Origin of the sequence: Amycolatopsis sp. NPDC052450, from assembly GCF_044547565.1 — a bacterium.
Classification (GTDB): domain Bacteria; phylum Actinomycetota; class Actinomycetes; order Mycobacteriales; family Pseudonocardiaceae; genus Amycolatopsis.
In genome coordinates, this window is record NZ_JBIUAQ010000009.1 from 194,306 (window position 1) to 216,273 (window position 21,968).

Below are 21,968 nucleotides of genomic sequence, written 5' to 3' on the forward strand. Positions count from 1 at the left end.
GGCTGACCCAAACCCCCCCCGCGTTGCGGGGTGTTTTTTTTTTTTTCTTTTTATAATACAAAAATAAAAAACACCCCACCACCGCGCCCCACCACCCACTGCCACCCTCCCCTCCCCACCCCCCTCCCCACCCCCCTCCCTCACGAAAGGAACGCTCCACCCGCATCCCCTTCCTTGATCGCCGCCGCTCATCGAAAGGATCGCTACTGCTATGTCCTTGAAACGACGACTAGGCGTGCTCGTCACGTCGATGGTCACGGCTCTGACAGGCGTCGCGCTACCGGTGCAAACCGCATCGGCGCATGAAGCGGCCACGGTGCTCGTGTTCTCCAAGACCGCGGGTTTCCGGCACGATTCGATCCCCGACGGGATCAAGGCGATCAAGGAACTGGGTGCGCAGAACCACTTCGGGGTCGAGGCCACCGAGGACGCGGCGGCCTTCACCGACGCGAACCTCAAGCGCTTCAACGCGGTGGTCTGGCTTTCCACCACCGGTGACGTGCTGAACGCGGAGCAGCAGGCCGCGTTCGAGCGGTACGTGAAGGGAGGCGGCGGGTACGTGGGCGTGCACGCCGCCTCCGACACCGAATACGACTGGCCTTGGTACGGCGAGCTGGTCGGCGCGTACTTCAAGTCCCATCCGCAGATCCAAAAGGCGAACGTCAAGGTCGAGGACCACGACCATGTGTCCACTGTGGACTTGCCGGAGACGTGGCCGCGGACGGATGAGTGGTACAACTACCGTGAGAACCCGCGCAGCAACGTCCACGTCCTGGCGAGCCTGGACGAGAAGAGCTACCAGCCCGGTGACGGCGCCATGGGCGATCACCCGATCGCCTGGTGCCACGAGAACTCCGGCGGCCGTTCCTGGTACACCGGCGGCGGGCACACCAAGGCGTCCTACGCCGAACCCGCCTTCCGCAAGCATCTGGCGGGCGGTATCAAGTACGCCACCAAGCTGAGCGCGGCCGGCTGCGACAAGCCTCAGGAAGCTCCGGTCGACGCGGACTTCGACCAGATCACCCTCGCCAAGGGTGAAGAGAAGACCGGCGAGCCGATCGCGCTCTCCGTGCTGCCCAACCGCGACGTCCTGCACACCTCACGCGACGGCCGTGTCTGGTACACCAGTTCCGGCGCCACCACGAAGCTGGCCGCGACGATCCCCGTCTACAACCACGACGAAGACGGCCTCCAGGGCGTCGCCATCGACCCGGACTTCGCGAAGAACCGCTGGGTGTACCTGTACTACGCGCCCAAGCTGAACACCCCTGCCGGTGACGCCCCGCAGAACGGCACCCCGGCGGACTTCGAACCGTTCAAGGGCTACAACCAACTATCGCGGTTCAAACTCACCACCGACAACAACCTCGACCTCGCCAGCGAGCAGAAGATCCTCCAGGTCCCGGCCGAACGCGGCATCTGCTGCCACGCCGGCGGCGAGATCGACTTCGACGCACAGGGCAACCTCTATCTGTCCACAGGGGACGATTCCAACCCGTTCTCTTCCGACGGGTTCACCCCGATCGACGAACGCGCCGACCGCAACCCGGTCTACGACGCGCAGCGCACCTCCGGCAACACCAACGACCTGCGCGGCAAGGTGCTGCGGATCAAGGTCGACGCCAAGGGCAAGTACACCGTCCCCAAGGGCAACCTGTTCCCGCGCGGCACGGCCAAGACCAAGCCCGAGATCTACGCGATGGGCTTCCGCAACCCGTTCCGGTTCGCCGTCGACCGCAAGACCGGCTGGATCCACCTCGCCGACTACGGCCCCGACGCGGGTGCGGCCGACCCCAAGCGCGGCCCCGGCGGCACGGTCGAGTTCAACCTGATCAAGAAGCCGGGCAACTTCGGCTGGCCGTACTGCGTCGGCGACAACCAGCCGTTCATCGATTACGACTTCGCCACCAAACAGTCCGGCGCCGCGTTCGACTGCGCCAAACCGAAGAACACCAGCCCGCGCAACACCGGGTTGACCGATCTGCCGCCGGTCGAGAAGGCGTGGATCCCCTACGACGGCGGTTCCGTTCCCGAGTTCGGCACCGGTCCCGAGTCGCCGATGGGCGGACCGGTCTACCAGTACGACGCGAAGAACCCGTCGCAGACCAAGTTCCCGGAGTACTTCAACGGCAAGACCTTCGCCTACGAATGGGAACGTAGCTGGATCAAGGAGATCACCGTCGGGCCGAACGGTGAACGCGGCGCCATCAAGCCCTTCTTCGACTCGATGGACCTCGTCCGCCCGATGAACGTCGAGTTCGGCCCGGACGGCGCGCTGTACGTCCTCGACTACGGCACCGGTTACTTCGGCGGCTCCAAGGAATCCGCCGTCTACCGCATCGACCACACCAAGGGCCGCCGGACGCCGGAGGTCAAGGTGGCCGCGGACAAGACGTCCGGACAGGCGCCGCTGACCGTGAAGTTCGACCCGGCCGGGACGAACGATCCCGACGGCCAGGCGCTGACCTACGCGTGGGACTTCGACGGCAACGGCACCACCGACTCCACCGAGGCCACCCCCGTTTCGCACACCTACGCCGCGAACGGCCAGTACACGGCGAAGCTCTCGGTCACCGACGCCACCGGGCTGACCGGGGCGGCGAGCGTGGTGGTCACCGTCGGCAACACCGCGCCGGTGGTCACGCTGAAGACGCCGGTCAACGGCAGTGTGTTCAGCTTCGGGGACACGGTCCCGTTCAAGGTCGAGGTCACCGACGCCGAGGACGACCCGATCGACTGCTCGAAGGTCACCGTCGAGTACGTCCTCGGCCACGAGGGACACGGGCATCCGCTCAGCCGCGCGACCGGCTGTGAAGGCACCATCTCCACCCCCGCCGACGAAGGACACGGCGCGGACGCCAACGTCTTCGGCGTCATCAACGCCAGCTACACCGACAACGGCGCCAACGGTGTCCCGGCGCTGACCGGCGAGGCGGAGTCCCTCCTGCAGCCCAAGCTGAAGCAGGCCGAGTTCTACACGCAGTCCAGCGGGATCGAGGTCGTCGGGCACGACGGCGCCAGTGGCGGCAAACGCGTCGGCCACATCGAATCCGGTGACTGGATCAAGTTCGACCCGGTGAACCTCGTGGGTGTCCGCGGCATCGGCTACCGGGTCTCCTCCGGCGGCGCGGGCGGCACGATCGAGGTCCGATCGGGCGCGGTGGACGGGCCGCTGGTCCAGACGGTCGCCGTCGCCAACACCGGCGGCTGGGACACCTATGCCGACATCCCGGCGTCCGCCATCACCGACCCCGGCGGCACCGGCCCGTTGTTCCTCGTGTTCAAGGGCGGTTCCGGCGGCTTGTTCGACGTAGACGCGATCACCTTCGAGGAGCAAGCATGAGCCGTCCGATCACGCTGTTCACCGGCCAGTGGGCGGATCTGCCGTTCACCGAGGTGTGCAGGCTCGCGAGCGAATGGGGCTACGACGGCCTCGAGATCGCGTGTTCCGGCGACCATTTCGAGGTCGACCGCGCACTGTCCGAAGAGGACTATGTGCCCGGTCGCCTGAAGCTGCTCGCCGAGCACGGCCTCAAGGTGTGGGCCATCTCCAACCACCTCGTCGGCCAAGCCGTGTGTGACGATCCGATCGACGAACGCCACCAGGCCATCATCCCGTCCAGGGTGTGGGGCGACGGTGAACCGGAAGGCGTCCGGCAGCGGGCGGCGAACGAAATGGCCGACACCGCCCGCGCGGCGGCGAAACTCGGTGTGGACACGGTGATCGGCTTCACCGGTTCGAAGACGTGGAAGTACGTCGCGATGTTCCCGCCGGTGTCGCAGGCGGTCATCGACGACGGCTACACCGACTTCGCGAACCGCTGGAACCCGATCCTCGACGTCTTCGACGAGGTAGGCGTGCGGTTCGCCCACGAGGTACACCCGTCGGAGATCGCGTACGACTACTGGACCACGAAACGTGCGCTCGAAGCTGTCGGCGACCGTCCGGCATTCGGGCTCAATTGGGATCCTTCGCATTTCATCTGGCAGGACCTCGACCCGGTCGGCTTCATCCTCGACTTCGCCGACCGGATCTACCACGTGGACTGCAAGGACACCAGGAAGCGGTTCGACGGACGGAACGGACGGCTCGGCTCGCATCTCCCCTGGGGAGATCCCCGACGCGGCTGGGACTTCGTTTCGACCGGGCACGGCGACGTGCCTTGGGAGGACTGCTTCCGCGCACTGAATTCGATCGGCTACGCCGGTCCGATCTCGGTGGAGTGGGAGGACGCCGGCATGGACCGGCTCCGGGGCGCGGCGGAGGCCGTGACCTTTCTGCGGGGGCTCCTGTTCGACAAGCCGTCGGCGGCCTTCGACGCGGCTTTCAGCAACCAGAAGTGAGGGCGGTTTCATGTGCGGTGAAGAAGCTGAGCAGTTCCACTCTCGACGGGCGCTCCTGCGCGGCGCGGCGACGGCGGCGGTCGCGGTCGGCGCGGCGGTAGCCCTGCCGAGCGTCGCCACTGCGGCCACTGAGGGAGCCGGCCACCACGGTCGGGGCCGGGTCCCGGTGGAGAAGATCAGCATCCAGCTCTACTCCCTGCGCACCGCGTTGCAGGCCGATCTGCCGGGAACGCTGTCCGCGCTGGCGGACATCGGCTACCGGAAGGTCGAACTGGCGGGCACCTACGGCCGCTCGGCCGAAGAGTTCCGCGGTCTGCTGGACAAGAACCACATCAAGGCGACGTCCACGCACACCGGCATCGACGGTGACCTCGACAAGACCATCGCGGACGCGAAGGTCCTCGGGAACACCCGCGCCAACGTGCCGTGGGCGAACTTCGACACCATCGACGGCTGGAAGCAGTTCGCCGGCCGGATGGACACGGCGGCGCGGAAGTTCCGCCAGGCCGGTATCCCGCTCGGCTACCACAACCACGCGCACGAGTTCGCGCCCATCGACGGCGTGCGCCCGTACGACGTGCTCACCAGGTACACGAACCCGCGTTACGTGCACTTGGAGATCGACCTGTTCTGGGCGGTGGAAGGCGGGATGGACCCGGTTTCGCTGTACCGGCGGCACTGCCCGCGTGTGGTGCAGTACCACGTCAAGGACCGGACCGCGGACGGGCAGATGGTCGACCCCGGCAAGGGCGTCATCGACTTCCCGCGCATCTTCTCCCACACCCGTCCCCACCTCGCCGAGTACATCGTCGAGCACGACAACCCCACGGATCCCCTGAGCACCGCCCAGACCGGATTCACCTATCTCCGTAACGTCCGCTTCTAGCTGGGGAATCCACAATGGACAAGAACAAACGCGGGCTGTCCCGCAGATCGATGCTCGCGGGCACCGCGGCCGGGGTCATCGCCCCGGTCGTGGTGAGCGCGAGCGCCGGTTCGGCACCGGCCGCCGCGGCCGGGATGACCCGCGACATCACCGTCTACGCCGACTACGTTCCCGGCTCGACCCGGGTCGGTTACGGGCTCGAGCCCGGCAAGCCGACGATCCCCGGGCCGCTCCTGGAGTGCTACGAGGGCGACACGCTGGTGATCGAGCTGGTCAACAACACCGACCAGCGGCTCTCGATCCACCCGCACGGCGTCAACTACGACACGAAGTCGGACGGTTCGCCGTTCAACGACTCCTTCAACAAGCCCTACGAGACCAAGACCTACACCTGGAAGACCCGGACGGCCTACCAGGCGGCGAACGGTTTCTGGATGCCCGGCAGCGCGGGGTACTGGCACTACCACGACCACGCGTTCGGCGGCGACCACGGCACCGTGGGCCTGATGAAGGGCCTGTACGGCGGCCTGATCGTGCGCAAACGCGGCGATCTGCTGCCCAGCAAGCAGTTCACCGTGGTGTTCACCGAAATGTGGATCAACCACCAGGTCGCCCCGAACACGCCGATCTTCGAGGCGAACCTCGGCGAACGCGTCGAGTTCATCTGCATCGGGCACGGCAACCTGATGCACACCTTCCACCTGCACGCGCACCGCTGGGCGGACACCCGCACCGGCATGCTCACCAGCGCGACCGACAACGCTCCGATCCTCGACAACAAGACCCTCGACCCGGGCAACTCCTTCGGGTTCCAGGTGATCGCCGGCGACGGCGTCGGGCCGGGCGCGTGGATGTACCACTGCCACGTCCAGCAGCACTCGGACGACGGCATGTCCGGGGTGTTCCTGGTCCGCAACGCCGACGGCGGGATGCCCGCGGGCGCCCAGGAAGCGATCGACCGCTTCAAGGGACATCAGCACCCGACGTCCACTCCGGACGCCACCGGCGCTTCGGCCCACCACCACTAGACTTGAAAGGAGCGAGAACTTGAGACGAGTATTTTCGCAACGTCGGCTCCGCAGACGGTCATTGGCCGCGCTCGCGGTCGGCGCCGTCGTCACCTCGGGGCTTCCGCTGGCCATCGCACCGGTGACCGCCGAAGCCGCGACGAACGTCCCGATCAACGTCCTGGTCTTCCACGGCACCGCCGCGGACCAGAAGGACCCCGTCCTGCGCGCCACGGACGCGATCGCGAGCCTCGGCCAGGCGAACGGCATCTCGGTTTCGTCCTCTTCGGACCCCGCGGTGTTCACGCAGGCCAATCTCGCGAAGTACCGCGGCGTCGTTTTCCTGTCCGCGCAAGGCATCACGCTGAACCGCGACCAGGAAACCTCGCTGCAGGCCTACATGAAGGCGGGCGGCGGCTTCCTCGGCCTCTCCGACGCCGCGCGGGCCCAGGACGGTTCGCAGTGGTTCTCGGGGCTGATCGGTGCCCGTCCGGTGGGGGCGCGTCCCACGCCGGAGGCGGTCGCCTCGGTCACCGCGAGCGCGGAGAACCCGCCCAACGAGAGCAAGGAAAAGCTCGCCGACAACAACGAGAACACCAAATGGCTGACCTTCTCCCCGACCGGTTGGGTCGCCTACAAGATGGCCGCCCCGGTCGCCGTCAGCAGCTACGACCTCGTCTCGGCGAACGACTTCCCCGGCCGTAACCCGAAGAACTGGACCCTGCAGGGTTCCAACGACGGCACCACCTGGACCGATCTGGACACCCGGACCAACGAGGTGTTCACCGACACGTTCCAGAGCCGCAAGTTCACCTTCGCCAACACCACGGCGTACGCGAACTACCGGCTGCACATCACCGCCAACGCTGGTGACCCGCTCATCCAGCTGGCCGATTGGAAGCTGTACAAGGACAACTCGACCACTCCGCCGCCGCCGGAGAGCCCGCCGGCCGAGGCCACGGTCGACGTCCTCGACAAGGCGAACCCGGCCACGGCGGGCCTCCCGCAGAAGTGGGTCCGCACCGACCGGTGGCTCAACTGGGAGGTCAACCCGGTCGGCACCGTGCACACGGTCGCGCAGGTCGAGGAATCGACCTACAAGCCGGGTGTCGGCGCGAACGGCGCCTTCCACCCGATCTCGTGGTGCCGTGACTACGACGGCGGCCGCTCCTTCTACACCGGGATGGGCCGGACCGAGGCGAGCTACGGCGAAGCCCAGTTCCGTAGCCACATCCTCGGCGCGCTGAAGTGGACCACCGGCATGGTGCGCGGTGACTGCAAGGCGGGCATCGCGGCCAACTACAAGGTCGAACGCTTGACCGGGATCAACCAGACCGGTCAGCTCGACCAGATGGGCGAGCCGCACGGCCTCACCATCGCGCCGAACGGCCGGGTCTTCTACATCGGCCGCGCAGCCTGCGCCGGCAACGTGGTGCCCGCGCCGAACGACTGGACCAACCCCGAGATCGGCGCCGGCTGCGGCACGATCCACCAGTGGGACCCGGTCACCAAGAAGCCGAAGCTGCTCACCACGCTGAAGGTGATGGGCAACCGGGGCAGCGGCGACGAACTGGTCAAGAACGAGGAAGGCCTCCTCGGTCTCGTGCTGGACCCGAAGTTCAGCGAGAACGGCTTCATGTACGCCTACTGGATGCCGCACGCGTCGGTCGACATCGACAAGCGGATCGGCAAGCGCACGGTCTCGCGGTTCACCTACGACCTGAAGAACCAGACGCTGGACCAGGCGACTCGCAAGGATCTGCTGTCGTGGGACGTCCAGGTCCACAGCTGCTGCCACGCCGGCGGCGGGATGGACTTCGATAAGGACGGGAACCTCTACATCGGTTCCGGTGACAGCAACTCGTCGCAGGGCTCCAACGGGTACTCCGGCAACAACTGGACCCAGGACTACAAGGGCGTCTCGTTCCAGGACGCGCGCCGCACCTCCGGTAACACCAACGATCTCAACGGCAAGATCCTGCGGATCCACCCCGAGGCCGACGGTACCTACACCAACCCGGCGGGCAACCTGTTCCCCGAGGCGAACGACCCCGGGAACAAGACCAGGCCCGAGATCTACGTGATGGGCGTGCGGAACATCTCGCGTCTGCAAGTCGACAAGAAGACCAACTGGCTGACCGCCGCGTGGGTCGGCCCGGACGCGACGTCGCCGAGCCCGGAACTCGGCCCGGCCAAGTACGAGACCGCCACGATCATCACCGAGGCGGGCAACCACGGCTGGCCGTACTGCATGGGCGACAAGCAGCCGTACCGTGACCGCAGCAGCACCGACGCCGCGGTGCTCACCGGTTGGTACGACTGCGACAACCCGGTCAACACCTCGCCGCGCAACACCGGACTGGTGAATCTGCCGCCGGTCAAGAAGAACATGATCTGGTACTCGCCGGACGGCGGCGGACCGGTGTTCCCCAACCGGCCCAACAGTTCCGTCCCGACGTACAACGCGGCCGAGGCCACCTACACGCAGCCCTACCTCAAGGGCGGCGGCCAGGCGGTCATGACCGGGCCGACGTACCACCGCGAACTGGTCAACACCACCAGCGGGGTCGCGTGGCCGTCGTACTGGAACGACAAGTGGTTCATCGGTGACCAGAGCAACGGGCAGAACCGGATCGCGGTCACCGTCGACCCGAACGGCGTCCCGAAGCAGGATCCGCCGCTGTTCGCCGAGACCGTGCGGCAGATCATCCCGACCGGTGGTGGCGACACCAAGCTGAACCAGTGGATGGACGCCAAGTTCGGGCCGGACGGCGCGCTGTACGTGCTCGACTACGGTGGCGGCTTCTTCACCCTGACCAACAACCAGAAGCTGCTGAAGATCAGCTACACCGGCGGCGAGGCGACCCCGTCCGCGGCCGCGATGTCGACGATGGTGCAGAACAAACCGCTCACCGCGGCCTTCACCGGGTCGAAGTCCGGCGGCGTCTCCTACAAGTGGGAGTTCGGCGACGGCACGATCTCGACGCAGCCCGACCCGCGGCACACCTACCCCCGCACCGGGCTGTACACCGCCAAGCTGACCGTGACCTATGCGAACGGCGAGACGGTGACCGCACGGAACTCGGTGAGCGTCGGGTGTCTCGTGGCGGATTCCAGCGCCACGGTGACCATCGGTGACACCGACACCGGGGTGACCAACCGGAACGCCGGTGGCGGCTGCACGGTCGACGACATGATTGACGACGAGAGCACATGGACCTCCCACGCCGGTTTCGTCAACCACGTCACCCAGGCCGTGGACCGGCTTGGCGATCTCGGCGTGCTGAACGCGGCCGAGTCGGACAAGATCAACGCCGCGGCCGCCGCGTCGCCCATCGGCAACAAGGGCGTCACCGGCTACGACGCGATCTACGACGGCACGCCCGAATCGTTCCGCAACTGGTCGCAGGCGCCGTCCGGGCAGTTCGCCATCCAGCCGGACGGGTCACTGCGACCGTCGGGCGGACTGGGCATGCTGTGGTACTCCGCACGGCAGTTCGGCAACTTCTCGGTGAAGCTGCAGTTCAAGGACATCGCGCCGACGAGCAGTGCCAACAGCGGCGTGTTCGTCCGGTTCCCGGATCCGCGCACGCCGGTGGAGCAGCGTCCGCCGGGCAGCTGCGGCACCGTCGGTTCCGCGAAGACGTCGCAGGCATGGGTCGCTATCTACTGCGGCCACGAGGTCCAGCTGTACGACGGTGCCACCGGTGAACCGCAGAAGACCGGGTCGATCTACAACTTCGACCCGCGGCCGCTGGACCAGGCGGGCGTGAAGCCGAAGGGGACCTGGAACGAGTACGAGGTCAAGGTCGTCGGGCAGAAGTACACGATCATCCGCAACGGTGTCGTGATCAACGAGTTCGAGAACGCGCCGGGGATCAACTCGTCGCGGGCGGGCGACCCGTCGACCGACTTCCGGCAGTTCGTCAGCGGGTTCATCGGTCTGCAGAACCACGGTGACAACGACCTGATGGAGTTCCGCAACATCCGGGTGCGGCAGCTGTAGCGCGAAAGCCGGCCGGGCGCGCGGGTTTCGCGTGCCCGGCCGGTGTCCCCTGTACGGAAGGTTTCCCTGCGATGTCCCCAAGAACCCTCGTCGTGGCCCTGGTGGCCGCGACGCTCGCGCTGGCGGGCCTGGTGTTACCGGCCTCGTCCACCCCTGCCTCCGCCGCCCCCGTCCAGACCCTGGAATGGACCGCGGGCGACAGCACCGACCACTACCTCAGCGCGCCCACCACCGCGGTGGCCGGCGAGACCACGATCCTGTTCAAGAACACCGAAGCGCTCGGCTCGACGATGTCGCACACGCTCACGTTCGACACGTCGACGCCGGGCTACAACCACGACGTCAACCTCAATATCCTCGCCAACCCCTATGACGAGAAGAACGGCGAGCACCAGGCGACCGTGACGCTGACCCCGGGGAAGTACCGGTTCTACTGCACGATCCAGGGACACAGCAAGATGTTCGGCGAGTTCGTCGTCACCGACGGCGGCGGCGCCGACACCACCCCGCCGACGGTGACCGCGAACGTCACCGGCACCAAGGACACCGCCGGGAACTACGTCGGTTCCGCCACGGTGAACCTGGCCGCTTCGGACAGCCAGTCCGGTGTGGACAAGGTCGAATACCAGCTCGACGGCGCTGCCTGGACGGCCTACACCGCACCGGTGGCGGTCTCCGCCGCCGGCGCGCACATGGTCCACTACCGCGCTTCCGACAAGGCGGGAAACGTTTCACCGGAAGGGATGTCGTCGTTCACCGTCGTCACAGGGCAGCCCGGTGACACGACTCCGCCGACGGTGACTTCCGAGGTGACTGGAACCAAGGACACCGCGGGCAACTACCTCGACACGGCCACCGTGAAGCTCACCGCGACCGATGGCGACACTGGCGGCACCGGCGTCGACAAGGTCGAGTACAAAGTGGACGAGGGCGCGTGGACCGCGTACACCGCTCCGGTCGCGGTCTCCGCACCGGGCATGCACATGGTCCACTACCGCGCTTCGGACAAGGCGGGCAACGTCTCGCCGGAGGGCATGGCGCACTTCACGATCGTCAGCAGTGACACCACCGCGCCGACGGTGACCGCCGAAGTGACCGGGACCAAGGACACCGCCGGGAACTACGTCGGCAAGGCGACCGTGACCCTCACGGCGACCGACGCCGGTTCGGGTGTCGGCAAGGTCGAGTACCAGTTGGACGGTGGCCCGTGGCTGGCGTACTCGGCGCCGCTCGCGCTCACCGTCGTCGGCGCGCACACGGTGAAGTACCGCGCCACCGACAAGGCGGGCAACGTCTCGGCGGAAGGCACGGCGACGTTCACCATCGTCGAAGGCGACGACAGCACCGCGCCCGCCGTTTCGGTGGTGGTGAGCGGTGACCTGGACGGAAGCTGGTCCTACATCGAGGACGCGACCATCAACCTGACCGCGACCGACACCGGATCCGGCGTCGACAAGATCGAGTACAAATTGGACGGTGGAGCCTGGACGGTCTACACCGCGCCGGTGAAGGTGACCGCGCTCGGCACGCACACACTGGCGTACCGCGCCTCGGACAAGGCGGGCAACGTCTCGGCGGAACAGGGCGGCGCGTTCACCATCGTCGGCCCGCCGCCTGGCCCGGACGCCTGCCCGGACTCCGACGTCCGTGACACCGTGATCCTCGGCACGGCGGACAGCCAGGTCGAGAACCGCGACACCGGCAACGGCTGCACGATCAACGACGTGATCGACGACGAGTCGGACTATTCGTCGAACGATCAGTTCGTGACCTACGTGCGTGCCGTGACGCAGGAACTCCTCGACGGCGAGGCCATCTCGTCCGACGAGCGGAACCTGATCGTCACGGCGGCCATCGACTCCGGCATCGGCGGCTCGACCGCGGAGCCGGAACCCCAGAAGAAGCCGGAGACGAAGAACCCCGGCATGAAGAAGACCGTGAAGACGCCTATCCGGGACGTCTGAGCCGGATGCGGTTACCTTTCTCGCGTCGCGCTCGTCATGTCCATGACGGGTTCGGCGCGAGAAAGGTATCGACATGACCGGTGAAGCCCTGGCCAGCGCGTTCGAGGAGCAGCGCGGGCGTCTGGTGGCCGTGGCACACCGGATGCTCGGTTCGCGCGCGGACGCCGAGGACGCCGTCCAGGAGGCCTGGCTGCGGCTGGCCCGCCAGGACGCCGACACGATCGACAACCTGTCCGGCTGGCTGACCACCGTCGTCGGCCGCGTCTGCATCGACCTCCTGCGGTCCCGCAAGACCCGCCCCGAGGATTCCTACGAGGAGCCGCCCGAGCTGCTCGTACTCGAGGACTCGCCGGAAGAGGACGCGCTGCTCGCCGAATCGGTCGGTGTGGCGCTGGTGGTGGTGCTCGACACCCTCGGCCCGGCCGAGCGGCTGGCGTTCGTCCTGCACGATCTGTTCGGGGTGCCGTTCGCCGAGGTCGGCGAGGTCCTCGGCAAATCCGCCGACGCGGCCAAGATGCTCGCCAGCCGGGCCCGCCGGAAGGTCCGGGGACAGCGCCCGGCCGACGAGCCGCGGCAACGCGCTGTCGTCGAGGCGTTTCTCGCTGCCGCGCGCGAGGGAGACTTCGACGGTCTGATCGAAGTGCTCGACCCCGACGTGACGTGGCGTTCGCGGAGCAGGCACGGCGAGGTCGTGCGGCTCGGTGCGGCCGAGGTGGCCACGCGGGTCCAACGCGGGGCGCGCGCCGCCGTCACCACCCGTCCCGCGCTGGTCGACGGCAAGGCGGGGATCGTGTCGTGGAGCAAGACCGGCAAGCTGCTCGGCGTGATGTCCTGCACCATCGTCGACGGCCGCATCGTCGAAATCGAGTCCGTGAGTGACCCGCGTCGCCTCGCGGCCATGGGTGTTACCTCTCGGGAGTCCTCCTCGTCGAAGTAAGTGAACACCGACGAGAAGGAGAAATCCCATGCAGGCACGGCTCGAATTCCTCAAGACCGCTCTCGCGCCGAAGCTGGTGAAGCACCTCGTTTCAGCCGCGAAGGTCGTCGACAGCAGCGAACTTCCTTTGGCGACAAGGGAACTGGTGAACATCCGGGCCAGCCAGATCAACGGCTGCTCGGGCTGCCTCGACATGCACACCAAGGACGCGGCGCACGCGGGGGAGACCACGACCCGGCTGAACCTGATCGCGTGCTGGCGCGAGGCGACGGTCTTCACCGAGGCCGAACGCGCCGCGCTGGAGCTCACCGAGCAGGGTTGCCGTCTAGCCGACAGCGCCGGTGTCACCGATGAAGCGTGGGCGGCCGCCGCCAAGTACTACGACGACGAACAGCTCGTGGCGCTGGTGACCCAGATCGCGCTCATCAACGCCTTCAACCGGCTGAACGTCATCACCCGGCAGCCGGCGGGCGACTACACGCCCGGCCAGTTCGCGGGGCATTGATGGACACCGCACTGTGGATCGTCGCCTGGCTGCTTGCCGTCATGTATCTCGTGTCCGGCGTCGGGAAACTGTTCCTGCAACGGGAAAAGATCGCCGGAGTGGCGTCGGCCGCGGGCTGGGTGCTGGATTTCGGCCCGGGCACCGTGAAGTTCATCGGGCTGGTCGAGATCCTGGGCGCGGTCGGCCTGATCCTGCCCGCGCTGCTCGACATCGCGCCGGAACTGGTGCCGCTGGCCGCACTGGGGCTGGCGCTGGTCATGGCGGGCGCCGTGGTCGTGCGGCTGCGCCGCCGCGAGCCCATGGTCGCGCTGCTGGATCTCGCGTACCTCGCGCTGTGCGCTTTCGTCGCCATCGGACGCGCCTGACACGCGTGAAGGCCCCCTTCCCTCGGCTCAGCTGAGGGAAGGGGGCCTTCACGCGGATTCAGCTCAGGTGCGCTGCTTCGCCCGTCCGAGGATACGACGGCGGCCGTGGCCGTTCGTGCGTTCTTCGTGCAGTTCCTTCAGCGACAGCATCATCGCGTCTTCCTGCTTCATCAGCGGGTCGTTGCGCAGGTCCTTCCAGACCGACACGCACAACCCGACCATCACGAACACGAACGGCACCGCGATCAGGATGGTGAGATTCTGCAGACCGGTCAGCGCCTTGTTCCCGCCGACCAGCAGCATCACCGCCGCGACGGCGCCCATCAGCACGCCCCAGAAGATCACGACGGTCTTCTTCGGATGCACACTTCCGCGCTGGGACAAGGTACCCATCACCACCGACGCCGCGTCCGCACCGGAGACGAAGAAGATGGACACCAGGATCATCACCAGGATGGCGATCGGGAGGAACCACGGCAGGGTCTCGAGCAGTTCGAACGTCGCCGACTGGGCACTGCCCGCGCCCGCGATGTCCGTCCCCGCTCGCTGCCTGCTGATCGCCGCGCCACCGAAGATCGCGAACCAGATCAGGCTCACGATGCTCGGGATCGCGATGACCCCGAAGATGAACTGCCGGATCGTGCGGCCGCGCGAGATCCGCGCGATGAACATGCCCACGAAGGGCGTCCACGAGATCCACCACGCCCAGTAGAAGACCGTCCAGCCGCCGAGCCAGGTCTGCATCTCCGCGCCACCGGTCATCCCGGTGCGGCCGGACATCTCGGCCAGCTCACGGAAGTAGTCGCCGATCGCGCCCGGCACGATGTTGAGGATCAGCACGGTCGGCCCGACCACCAGCACGAACACCGCGAGCACCGCGGCGAGCACCATGTTGATGTTGGACAGCCACTGGATCCCCTTGGCCACCCCGGAAACCGCCGAAGCGATGAACGCGATGGTGAGGATCGCGATGATCGCGACCAGCAGGCCCTTGCCGGGGTCGTCGATCCAGCCGACGGCGCCCATCCCGCCACCGACCTGCAGCGCGCCGAGGCCGAGTGACGCGGCCGAACCGAACAGGGTGGCGAAGATCGCCATGATGTCGATCGCCTTGCCCAGCGGGCCTTCGGTGCGCCGCTTGCCGATCAGCGGCGCGAACACCGAACTGATCAGCTGGGTGCGGCCCTTGCGGAAGGTGCTGTAGGCGATCGCGAGACCGACCACCGCGTAGATCGCCCACGGGTGCACGGTCCAGTGGAACAACGTCGTCGCCATCGCGGTGTGGACGGCTTCGTCGGAATTCGGGGCCGCGGTGCCCGGAGGCGGGCTCGCGAGGTGGGAGACCGGTTCGTACACCCCGAAGAACATCAGGCCGATGCCCATGCCGGCGCTGAACATCATCGCGATCCACGACGACGTCCGGAATTCGGGCAGTTCCTTGTCCCCGCCCAGCGGGATCCGGCCGTAGCGGCTTATGGCCAGACAGACCGCGAAGAGCACGAAACCGCTCGCTGTCAGCACGAAAGCCCAGCCGCCGTACGGGATCACGGCGTCGTTCAACAGAGTCGACGCGACACTCGCGAGGTTCTCCGGCGCCAGCACACCCCAGACGATGATCGCGAGCGCGAGTGCCGCGGCCACCCCGAAAACGGTCCGGTCGGTCTCGGCGGGGCGTTCGGAGGCGAGGTCGAGGGGGACGTGCTCATCGGGCGGATGGCCCGGGCCTGTCGTATCCGGTGCGTGGGCGAGGTCCGCCGCGGTCTCCGCGCCTACCTCTTCTGCCGCTTGTTTACCGTCCTGCGAACTCATGTTCAGCCACGCGCCGATGACAGCGCGATCTCCTTCCGCCCGAGTTAACCCGTTTGCACCACTGCACCCTAACCAGAAAACTGGTAACCGGCAGAAAATGCGGCGGAAGAGGTTTAAACCGGTATATGCGGTTTGACCTCGGGGGATGCGGGCTCCGTCATCGGCCCCGGCGGGGAACGTGTCTCTCGTGACACCGGGTCATCGACAGCGTGGCCTTCGAAGGTGACTTTCAAACTGTGGCGCCACCCCTCCAGAAGGGCCTGCTGAGCGGGTCACCACCGGCGACGTCCGGGCGTCCCTGTCGCGCGTGGTTGCGGTTCAGGAGGTAGGTGACGAGGGCGATCAGGGCGAGAGTGACGATGATTGCGGTCATGGCAGTAAGTTTGCGCCGCGAGACATCCTGCCAGAAGTGGCAGTTCTGTCGTTGTGCGTCAAGATCCTGCCAGCTATGCTCTGGCCATGCTGAAGAGCGTCGCCGTGGTACTGCTGGACGACTTCGCCCCCTTCGAGTTCGGTGTCGTCTGCGAGGTGTTCGGCTACGACCGCACCGACGACGGAGTGCCCCAGCTCGACTTCCGCGTGTGCGGGGAGCGGGCGGGAGACCCACTCAGCCTCGGTCACGGCGTCAAGGTGACCCCGGAACACGGTCTCGAAGCGACTGAGGACGCGGACCTCGTCGTCGTCCCCGCCTGTGACGTACGCGACGAGTATCCGCCGGCCGTCCTCGACGCGCTTCGCGCCGTTTCGGCGCGGGGAGCCACGCTGCTTTCGGTCTGCACCGGCGCTTTCGTACTGGGCGCCGCCGGCCTGCTCGACGGGCGGCGCTGCACGAACCACTGGCGGCACAGCACCAGGTTCCGGAACCGGTTCCCGTCGGCGCGGCTGGATCCGGACGTCCTCTTCGTCGACGACGGCGACATCATCACCAGCGCCGGAACGGCCGCGGGCATCGACGCCTGCCTGCATCTGGTCCGGCGCGAACTCGGCTCCGCCGCGGCCACCGCGATCGCCCGGCGCATGGTGGTGCCGCCGCAGCGTGAAGGCGGGCAACGCCAGTTCGTCGAGGTGCCGATCCCGGAGTGCACCGGCGACAGCCTCCAGCCGGTGCTCACCTGGATGCTCGACACCATCGCCCACGACCACTCCGTCGCCGATCTCGCCCGCCGGGCACGGATGTCCGAGCGCACCTTCGCCCGCAAGTTCGTCGCCGAGACGGGCACCACCCCGCACCGATGGCTTTCGACGCAACGGGTCCTGCACGCGAGGTCCCTGCTGGAAGAGACGACGATGGGCATCGACGAGGTCGCGCGCCGCTGCGGTTTCGGCTCGGGAGCCTTGCTGCGCCACCATTTCCACAAGGTCGTCGGGGTCTCCCCGCAGGACTACCGCCGGACCTTCGCGCCTCAGCGCGTCTGAAGGTCTCCCGTCAGAGGGTGAACACGGTGACGTATTCCGCGTCCCGCACGACGTAGCCGAACCGGGTACGGAGTTCGCGGACGACCGCCCGCATGTGTTCGGCGCCGTAGACCACGCCGATCGTCACCGGTTCGTGCCCGCGCTGTTCGTGCAGTCCGGCCAGCGCGTCCACGAGGAGTTTGTCGCGGCTGCCGACGACCAGGTCGTCGAATTCGGGCATGGCCTCGGCAGAATCGACCCAGGAGTCGTCTTCGTCGTCGACGGTCATGAACCGCGCCAACATGCCGCGCGTGCCGAAGCCCCGCAGGAACGTGCCCAGTGCCGGCGCCAGGAGGGACACCATCAGCCGGTCACCGAGCGGGATGCGGCGCCAGCCCTCGGAGAACGCCTGACCGTCGAGGTCGGGACGGATCGTCGGCACGGTGAAGGTGCCGGCCTTCAGGTCCTGCACCACGAGTCCGAGACGTTTGTTCCGTGCCGCCAGCCGATAACCCGCGGTCAACCGGGACACCGATCCGGTGTCACCGACTCCCTCGGCCACCACCACGTCACAGTCGTTCGCCTGCCGCCGGACCGCGTCGAAGTAGGCCTGCGTTCCGAGGTGCACCATGGGGAACAACCGGAAGCGAAGCGCCGATCCCTTGGCGCGAAGGGTCAGCACGACGGCGCGGACACCCAATTCGTTCACCACGATGATCTCCATGGCACCTCCTCCCTGTGCTGGGAGAACGCGCCGTGGGGCCGGAAGGTTGCCCCGGGCTAGTCCTTCGGTGCCTTGTTGAAGAAGCCGAGGGACTGGGCGAAGGCCGCTGCGCCCACCATCACGACGCCCGGCAAGGTCTTGACCCAGAAGGCGTCCGCGCCGAGCGAGACCAGCAACGCGATCATTCCGCCGCCCAGTACGAGCAGTACGAGCGCTCCCAGTAAGACGCGGGGCTTCGAGACCATGCTTCCTCCAAAGTGAGTTCGGAAGAGCAAGCCTCACGATGGCGCCAAGCCGAGGCGAGGTCATTTTTACCGCGCCGGGAGGCTGTGGTGCGGCAGGGCCGGGCTGTCGCGTGGTCTCCGGCTTGTGCGGTAGCGGAGATGGGCCAGGCTGCGCGGGGAACGTGCCGCCGCCTTGTCAACGTCGAGTTCCGCGCCGTATCGGCTCTCGCGCGGCGAACCGTGTGAGAGCCGGGGTGAGTGAAGCGGTACTCGTCCTTGCCGAGGCGAACCTGACTGACCAGCGTGCGCCATGGGTGCCCGTCCAGCCTCACCTTGCTCCCTTCCTCGGTGGAATCGGGCCTTCAAGGGGCCTTGTGACCACCGAGTTTGCGCCGAAACCGAATCCGGGCATACGATCAGGGCAGTCGTACAGGACGAACGCCCTAGGAGGCGACGATGGCAGGATCCCCGGCGGCGGAACGCGGTCAGGCCGTGCGGCGGCGGTTGCTCGAAGCGGCCGTCGCGCTTGTGCCCGAACTCGGCTGGTCCGCGGTCAGCACCCGCATCCTCGCCGACCGCGCGGGTGTCACGCCGAGCGTCGTGCACTACCACTTCCCCTCGCTGCAGGCCTTGCTGATCGAGGCTGTACTGGGGGCGATGCACGAGGTCGCCGTCGCCTTCGAGCCGGCGCTGGAAACCGTCGAGACGCCCGAAGACGCGGTGGACGCGCTGCTGGCGTCGGTCGGCGAGTACTCCGGCACCGACCCGATGTCGTTGCTGTTCGCCGAGGCGTACCTCACCGCGACCCGCGACGACACCTTGCGCGAGGGCATCCGCGAAATCCTCGCCGGTATGCGCACCCGATTCGGCGGCTGGCTGGCGGAGCACGGCGTGGCCGATGCCGAAGACACGGCCGCGGTGCTTTTCGCCGCCGTGGACGGGCTTCTGCTGCATCGGGCGCTCGGCCCGGAGCTCGGCCGCGACATCTCTCCGTCCGTCCTGCGCAGGCTGGTCGGCTGAACCGAAAGGGAGGAACCCCGATGAAGGTGGCGATCTGCGGAGCCGGGATCACCGGTCTGGCGCTGGCGCACCGGCTCGCGGCGTCGGACGTCGAGGTCGTGGTGCTGGAACGTGCCACGGGACCGCGGGAACAGGGCTACATGATCGATTTCTTCGGCCCCGGCTTCGACGCGGTCGAGGAGATGGGCCTGCTGCCTCAGGTCGAAGACGTCGCATACCAAGTGAACGAAGCGAGCTTGCTGGACGACCGTGGCCGCCGCCGGGCGGCGATCGACTACGTCCAGTTCGCCAAGTCGGTGCGTGGCAGGCTCCGCAGCATCATGCGCCCCGACCTGGAACGCGTCTTGCGTACGACGCTTCCGTCCACAGTGGACCTCCGGTTCGGTGCCGGCGTCACAGGCGTCGATGACCTCGGTGACCGCGTACGGATCACCCTGGCGGACGGCGAAACGCTCGAAGCCGACCTGTTGGTCGGTGCCGACGGAATCCATTCGACCGTGCGACGGCTCGTCTTCGGTGACGAGAGCCGCTACTTGCGCTACCTCGGTTTCCACACGGCGGCCTTCGTCTTCGAGGACGCGGAGATCCGCGCGCAGGTGGGGGAGCGGTTCTGTCTGACCGACACCATCGGAAGGCAGATGGGCTTCTACGGTCTCCGCGACGGCAGACTCGCGGCGTTCGCCGTACACCGCACGACCGATCCGGCCCTGCCCGACGACGCGCGAGCGGCACTCCGCGCGAACTACAGCTCGCTCGGCTGGGCGGCCCCCAAGGCCCTCGATCTCTGCCCGCCTCCCCGCGAGGTGTACTACGACCAGGTCGCTCAGATCGAGATGCCGTCCTGGAGCCGCGGCCGGGTCGTCCTCGTCGGCGATTCCTGTTACGCAGTCTCCCTTCTCGCCGGCCAAGGCGCTTCGCTCGGGATCGCGGGCGCGTTCGTCCTAGCCGAACAACTCACCCGATCACCCTCGATCGAGACCGCCTTCGCGCAGTACGAAAAGCTGGTCCGCCCGGTGGTGGCGGAGAAGCAACACGTCGCCCGCCGAGGCGCCCGATGGTTCCTGCCCGCCAACCGGTTCCTGCTTCAGACACGCCGGTTTTTGCTTCGCGTGGCACGCCTTCCCGGTCTCGATCGACCACTCGCGGCCGCCGTAACGGGAAAGTCGACGGCGCTGGTGACGAACCTGAGGCGAGGGACCGAGATCCGAAGCCGGTGAGCTCGCTTTCCGGAAAGGTGACTGAAGCTCGGTTGCTCGTTGGCGCGAAGATGCGGACTCGTTGTCGATGTCGTTGAGCGGGGCCGGTTTCTGGACGGTAGTCGAGGTTCGACAGCTCCGGCGCCTGACTCAAAGGTTTCGGCCTAGATCCTGAGGTGCATGGTGTTGCGCCGTGGTGTTCGGGTGGGGTCGAGGTAGGTGGGGGCGGTGAATTCGGGGAGTCCGTCTTGGGCGATGTGGACTTTCCATTTGCTGTGGTGGATGAGCCGGTGGTGTCTCGTGCACAGCAGCACCAAATTATCGATCTTCGTGTCGCCGTGGTGTCGCCAGAAAACAATGTGATGGGCGGTGCAGCGGGGTACGGGCATGTCACAGCCCGGGAAGGCGCAGCCGCCATCGCGGAGGGTCAACGCATACTTCTGCGCCAGGGAGACGGTGCGTTTCGAGCGGCCGATGTCCAAGGGTTCGCCTGCGGTGCCGAGAACTCCGGGTCGCACACGGGCGTCGCAGGCGAGGATGCGGGCGTCGGTGGCGCTGATCGGTCCGACGAGGTCGAGGTGGGCTTCGCCGATGTCGCGGATCAGGTCGTCGTAGGACATGGTGACCAAAATGTGGGTCGCCTCGCCCGCCTGGCCGGGAAGGTTACGGCTGGTGGTTTTCAAGCGGACGTAGTCGGTGAAGGCGTCGCCGTAGCGTTCGTCCTGGGTGCGGGAGTCCCGGACACCGTTGATGGCTTTGTGGGGTTTGGCCATGGGATCCAGATCCGACTTCAGCCGGGCATACGTTTCCAGGTCGAGGGTGGCTTTCAAACCGAGGGTGCCGTCGCGGTGTTGGACGAACCGCATCTCCGGTCGGACGTCCTTGGGGTCCTCGTTGCGGGGTTCTTTGCCGTCGGGGTCGAGTTTGTCCAGCAGGCGGCGTCCGGCGCGGGCGATCTGCCGCGGCCCGGCATGACGGGCCAGGTCGACCAGGATCTTCTCCCCGGCCCGCACGTCCTCTTCAGCGACGGTGGCGGGGATACGCGCGAGGGTGCGGATGATGGCGTCGATCTGCGAGCCGCCGATCGCGCCTTCGGCGGCGGCCGCGGCTGTCAGTGGTGCCAGGGGCGGCACGGTGCCGCCGCCGATACCCGGGCCGGGGTGCAGGGCGAGGACGCGGTCGGCGCGGGCGCTGGCTTCCTTGTCCGTCACGCGGAAGTCTTCGAAGATCAGCGCCGCCAGCGTGGAATGGCCGCTGCATCCGCGTACTCCGCGGGCATTGATTTCCGCGAGGATCGCGTTCTGTTCCGCATCCGCCTGTCGTTTGATGATTTCGAGTTCTTGTTTGCGGGCGTGCAGCGTCGCGGTGTCGACGCGCCACCACTCGGTGGGTGTCGTCGGGGATGCGTCGTTGCTGGCCACGAGACCCACACTACACCTAATCGAACAGACGTGCGAGCACTAACGGCCTAGCGGGAAAAGAATCTGAAATGCACGTGCAGAGAAAGCAGCGAAGCGTGCTTAAAGGCGCGAAGGCGCTTAAGTGGAGCTTCGAGAATCGGGAATGGCGGCGTGTCAGTGTCGGCT

17 protein-coding genes are annotated in these 21,968 nt (G+C 67.1%); 12 read left to right on the plus strand and 5 right to left on the minus strand.

Going from position 1 to position 21,968, the window contains the following annotated elements; all coding sequences use genetic code 11:
- Window positions 1-250 precede the first annotated feature (250 nt).
- The 9 genes from ACIHAO_RS18015 to ACIHAO_RS18055 all read left to right on the plus strand — a co-directional run bounded on the left by ACIHAO_RS18015 (window position 251) and on the right by ACIHAO_RS18055 (window position 14,014).
- Window positions 251-3,343, plus strand: a complete 3,093-nt coding sequence (locus ACIHAO_RS18015; protein ID WP_396559270.1) for a ThuA domain-containing protein — start codon at window positions 251-253, stop codon at window positions 3,341-3,343.
- Window positions 3,340-4,344: a sugar phosphate isomerase/epimerase family protein gene (locus ACIHAO_RS18020; protein WP_396559111.1), complete on the plus strand. Its 1,005-nt coding sequence runs from the start codon at window positions 3,340-3,342 to the stop codon at window positions 4,342-4,344. Before ACIHAO_RS18015 ends, ACIHAO_RS18020 begins: the two co-directional genes overlap by 4 nt.
- Before the next feature lie 10 nt (window positions 4,345-4,354).
- Window positions 4,355-5,230, plus strand: coding sequence for a sugar phosphate isomerase/epimerase family protein (locus tag ACIHAO_RS18025; RefSeq protein ID WP_396559113.1), 876 nt, complete (start codon window positions 4,355-4,357; stop codon window positions 5,228-5,230).
- 14 nt (window positions 5,231-5,244) lie between these two features.
- Window positions 5,245-6,258, plus strand: coding sequence for a multicopper oxidase domain-containing protein (locus ACIHAO_RS18030; protein ID WP_396559115.1), 1,014 nt, complete (start codon window positions 5,245-5,247; stop codon window positions 6,256-6,258).
- 19 nt (window positions 6,259-6,277) lie between these two features.
- Window positions 6,278-10,243, plus strand: coding sequence for a ThuA domain-containing protein (locus tag ACIHAO_RS18035; protein WP_396559117.1), 3,966 nt, complete (start codon window positions 6,278-6,280; stop codon window positions 10,241-10,243).
- Window positions 10,244-10,314: 71 nt separating this feature from the next.
- Complete coding sequence (locus ACIHAO_RS18040) at window positions 10,315-12,207, plus strand: OmpL47-type beta-barrel domain-containing protein (RefSeq protein WP_396559119.1); 1,893 nt, start codon at window positions 10,315-10,317, stop codon at window positions 12,205-12,207.
- A gap of 73 nt (window positions 12,208-12,280) precedes the next feature.
- Entirely contained in the window at window positions 12,281-13,144 is an 864-nt protein-coding gene (locus ACIHAO_RS18045; protein ID WP_396559121.1) for a sigma-70 family RNA polymerase sigma factor, read from the plus strand.
- 28 nt (window positions 13,145-13,172) lie between these two features.
- Window positions 13,173-13,649: a carboxymuconolactone decarboxylase family protein gene (locus tag ACIHAO_RS18050; RefSeq protein ID WP_396559123.1), complete on the plus strand. Its 477-nt coding sequence runs from the start codon at window positions 13,173-13,175 to the stop codon at window positions 13,647-13,649.
- Window positions 13,649-14,014 (plus strand): DoxX family protein, encoded by a 366-nt coding sequence (locus ACIHAO_RS18055; protein ID WP_396559125.1) that lies wholly within the window; start codon window positions 13,649-13,651, stop codon window positions 14,012-14,014. The genes ACIHAO_RS18050 and ACIHAO_RS18055 overlap by 1 nt, the downstream gene beginning before the upstream one ends.
- A gap of 63 nt (window positions 14,015-14,077) precedes the next feature.
- Here ACIHAO_RS18055 and ACIHAO_RS18060 read toward each other — a convergent pair whose 3' ends face one another.
- On the minus strand, window positions 14,078-15,823 hold the full coding sequence (locus ACIHAO_RS18060) for a BCCT family transporter (RefSeq protein ID WP_396559127.1): 1,746 nt from the start codon (window positions 15,821-15,823) through the stop codon (window positions 14,078-14,080).
- A gap of 229 nt (window positions 15,824-16,052) precedes the next feature.
- Window positions 16,053-16,196 carry a hypothetical protein gene (locus ACIHAO_RS18065; RefSeq protein ID WP_396559129.1) on the minus strand — a complete coding sequence of 48 codons (144 nt, stop codon included), beginning with the start codon at window positions 16,194-16,196 and terminating at the stop codon, window positions 16,053-16,055.
- An 86-nt stretch (window positions 16,197-16,282) separates the two neighbouring features.
- Here ACIHAO_RS18065 and ACIHAO_RS18070 point away from each other — a divergent pair, with 86 nt between their 5' ends.
- Window positions 16,283-17,239: a GlxA family transcriptional regulator gene (locus ACIHAO_RS18070; protein ID WP_396559131.1), complete on the plus strand. Its 957-nt coding sequence runs from the start codon at window positions 16,283-16,285 to the stop codon at window positions 17,237-17,239.
- A 10-nt stretch (window positions 17,240-17,249) separates the two neighbouring features.
- On the opposite strand, the gene ACIHAO_RS18075 is transcribed toward ACIHAO_RS18070, so the two are convergent.
- The gene (locus tag ACIHAO_RS18075; RefSeq protein ID WP_396559133.1) at window positions 17,250-17,942 is read right to left on the minus strand and encodes a hypothetical protein; all 693 of its coding nucleotides are present in this window, start codon (window positions 17,940-17,942) and stop codon (window positions 17,250-17,252) included.
- A gap of 56 nt (window positions 17,943-17,998) precedes the next feature.
- Window positions 17,999-18,187: a hypothetical protein gene (locus ACIHAO_RS18080; RefSeq protein WP_396559135.1), complete on the minus strand. Its 189-nt coding sequence runs from the start codon at window positions 18,185-18,187 to the stop codon at window positions 17,999-18,001.
- Window positions 18,188-18,622: 435 nt separating this feature from the next.
- On the opposite strand from ACIHAO_RS18080, the gene ACIHAO_RS18085 reads away from it, so the two are divergent.
- Window positions 18,623-19,186, plus strand: coding sequence for a TetR/AcrR family transcriptional regulator (locus ACIHAO_RS18085; RefSeq protein ID WP_396559137.1), 564 nt, complete (start codon window positions 18,623-18,625; stop codon window positions 19,184-19,186).
- 20 nt (window positions 19,187-19,206) lie between these two features.
- Window positions 19,207-20,403: an FAD-dependent monooxygenase gene (locus ACIHAO_RS18090; RefSeq protein WP_396559138.1), complete on the plus strand. Its 1,197-nt coding sequence runs from the start codon at window positions 19,207-19,209 to the stop codon at window positions 20,401-20,403.
- A 143-nt stretch (window positions 20,404-20,546) separates the two neighbouring features.
- On the opposite strand, the gene ACIHAO_RS18095 is transcribed toward ACIHAO_RS18090, so the two are convergent.
- Window positions 20,547-21,803 (minus strand): DUF222 domain-containing protein, encoded by a 1,257-nt coding sequence (locus ACIHAO_RS18095; protein WP_396559140.1) that lies wholly within the window; start codon window positions 21,801-21,803, stop codon window positions 20,547-20,549.
- Window positions 21,804-21,968: the final 165 nt, after the last annotated feature.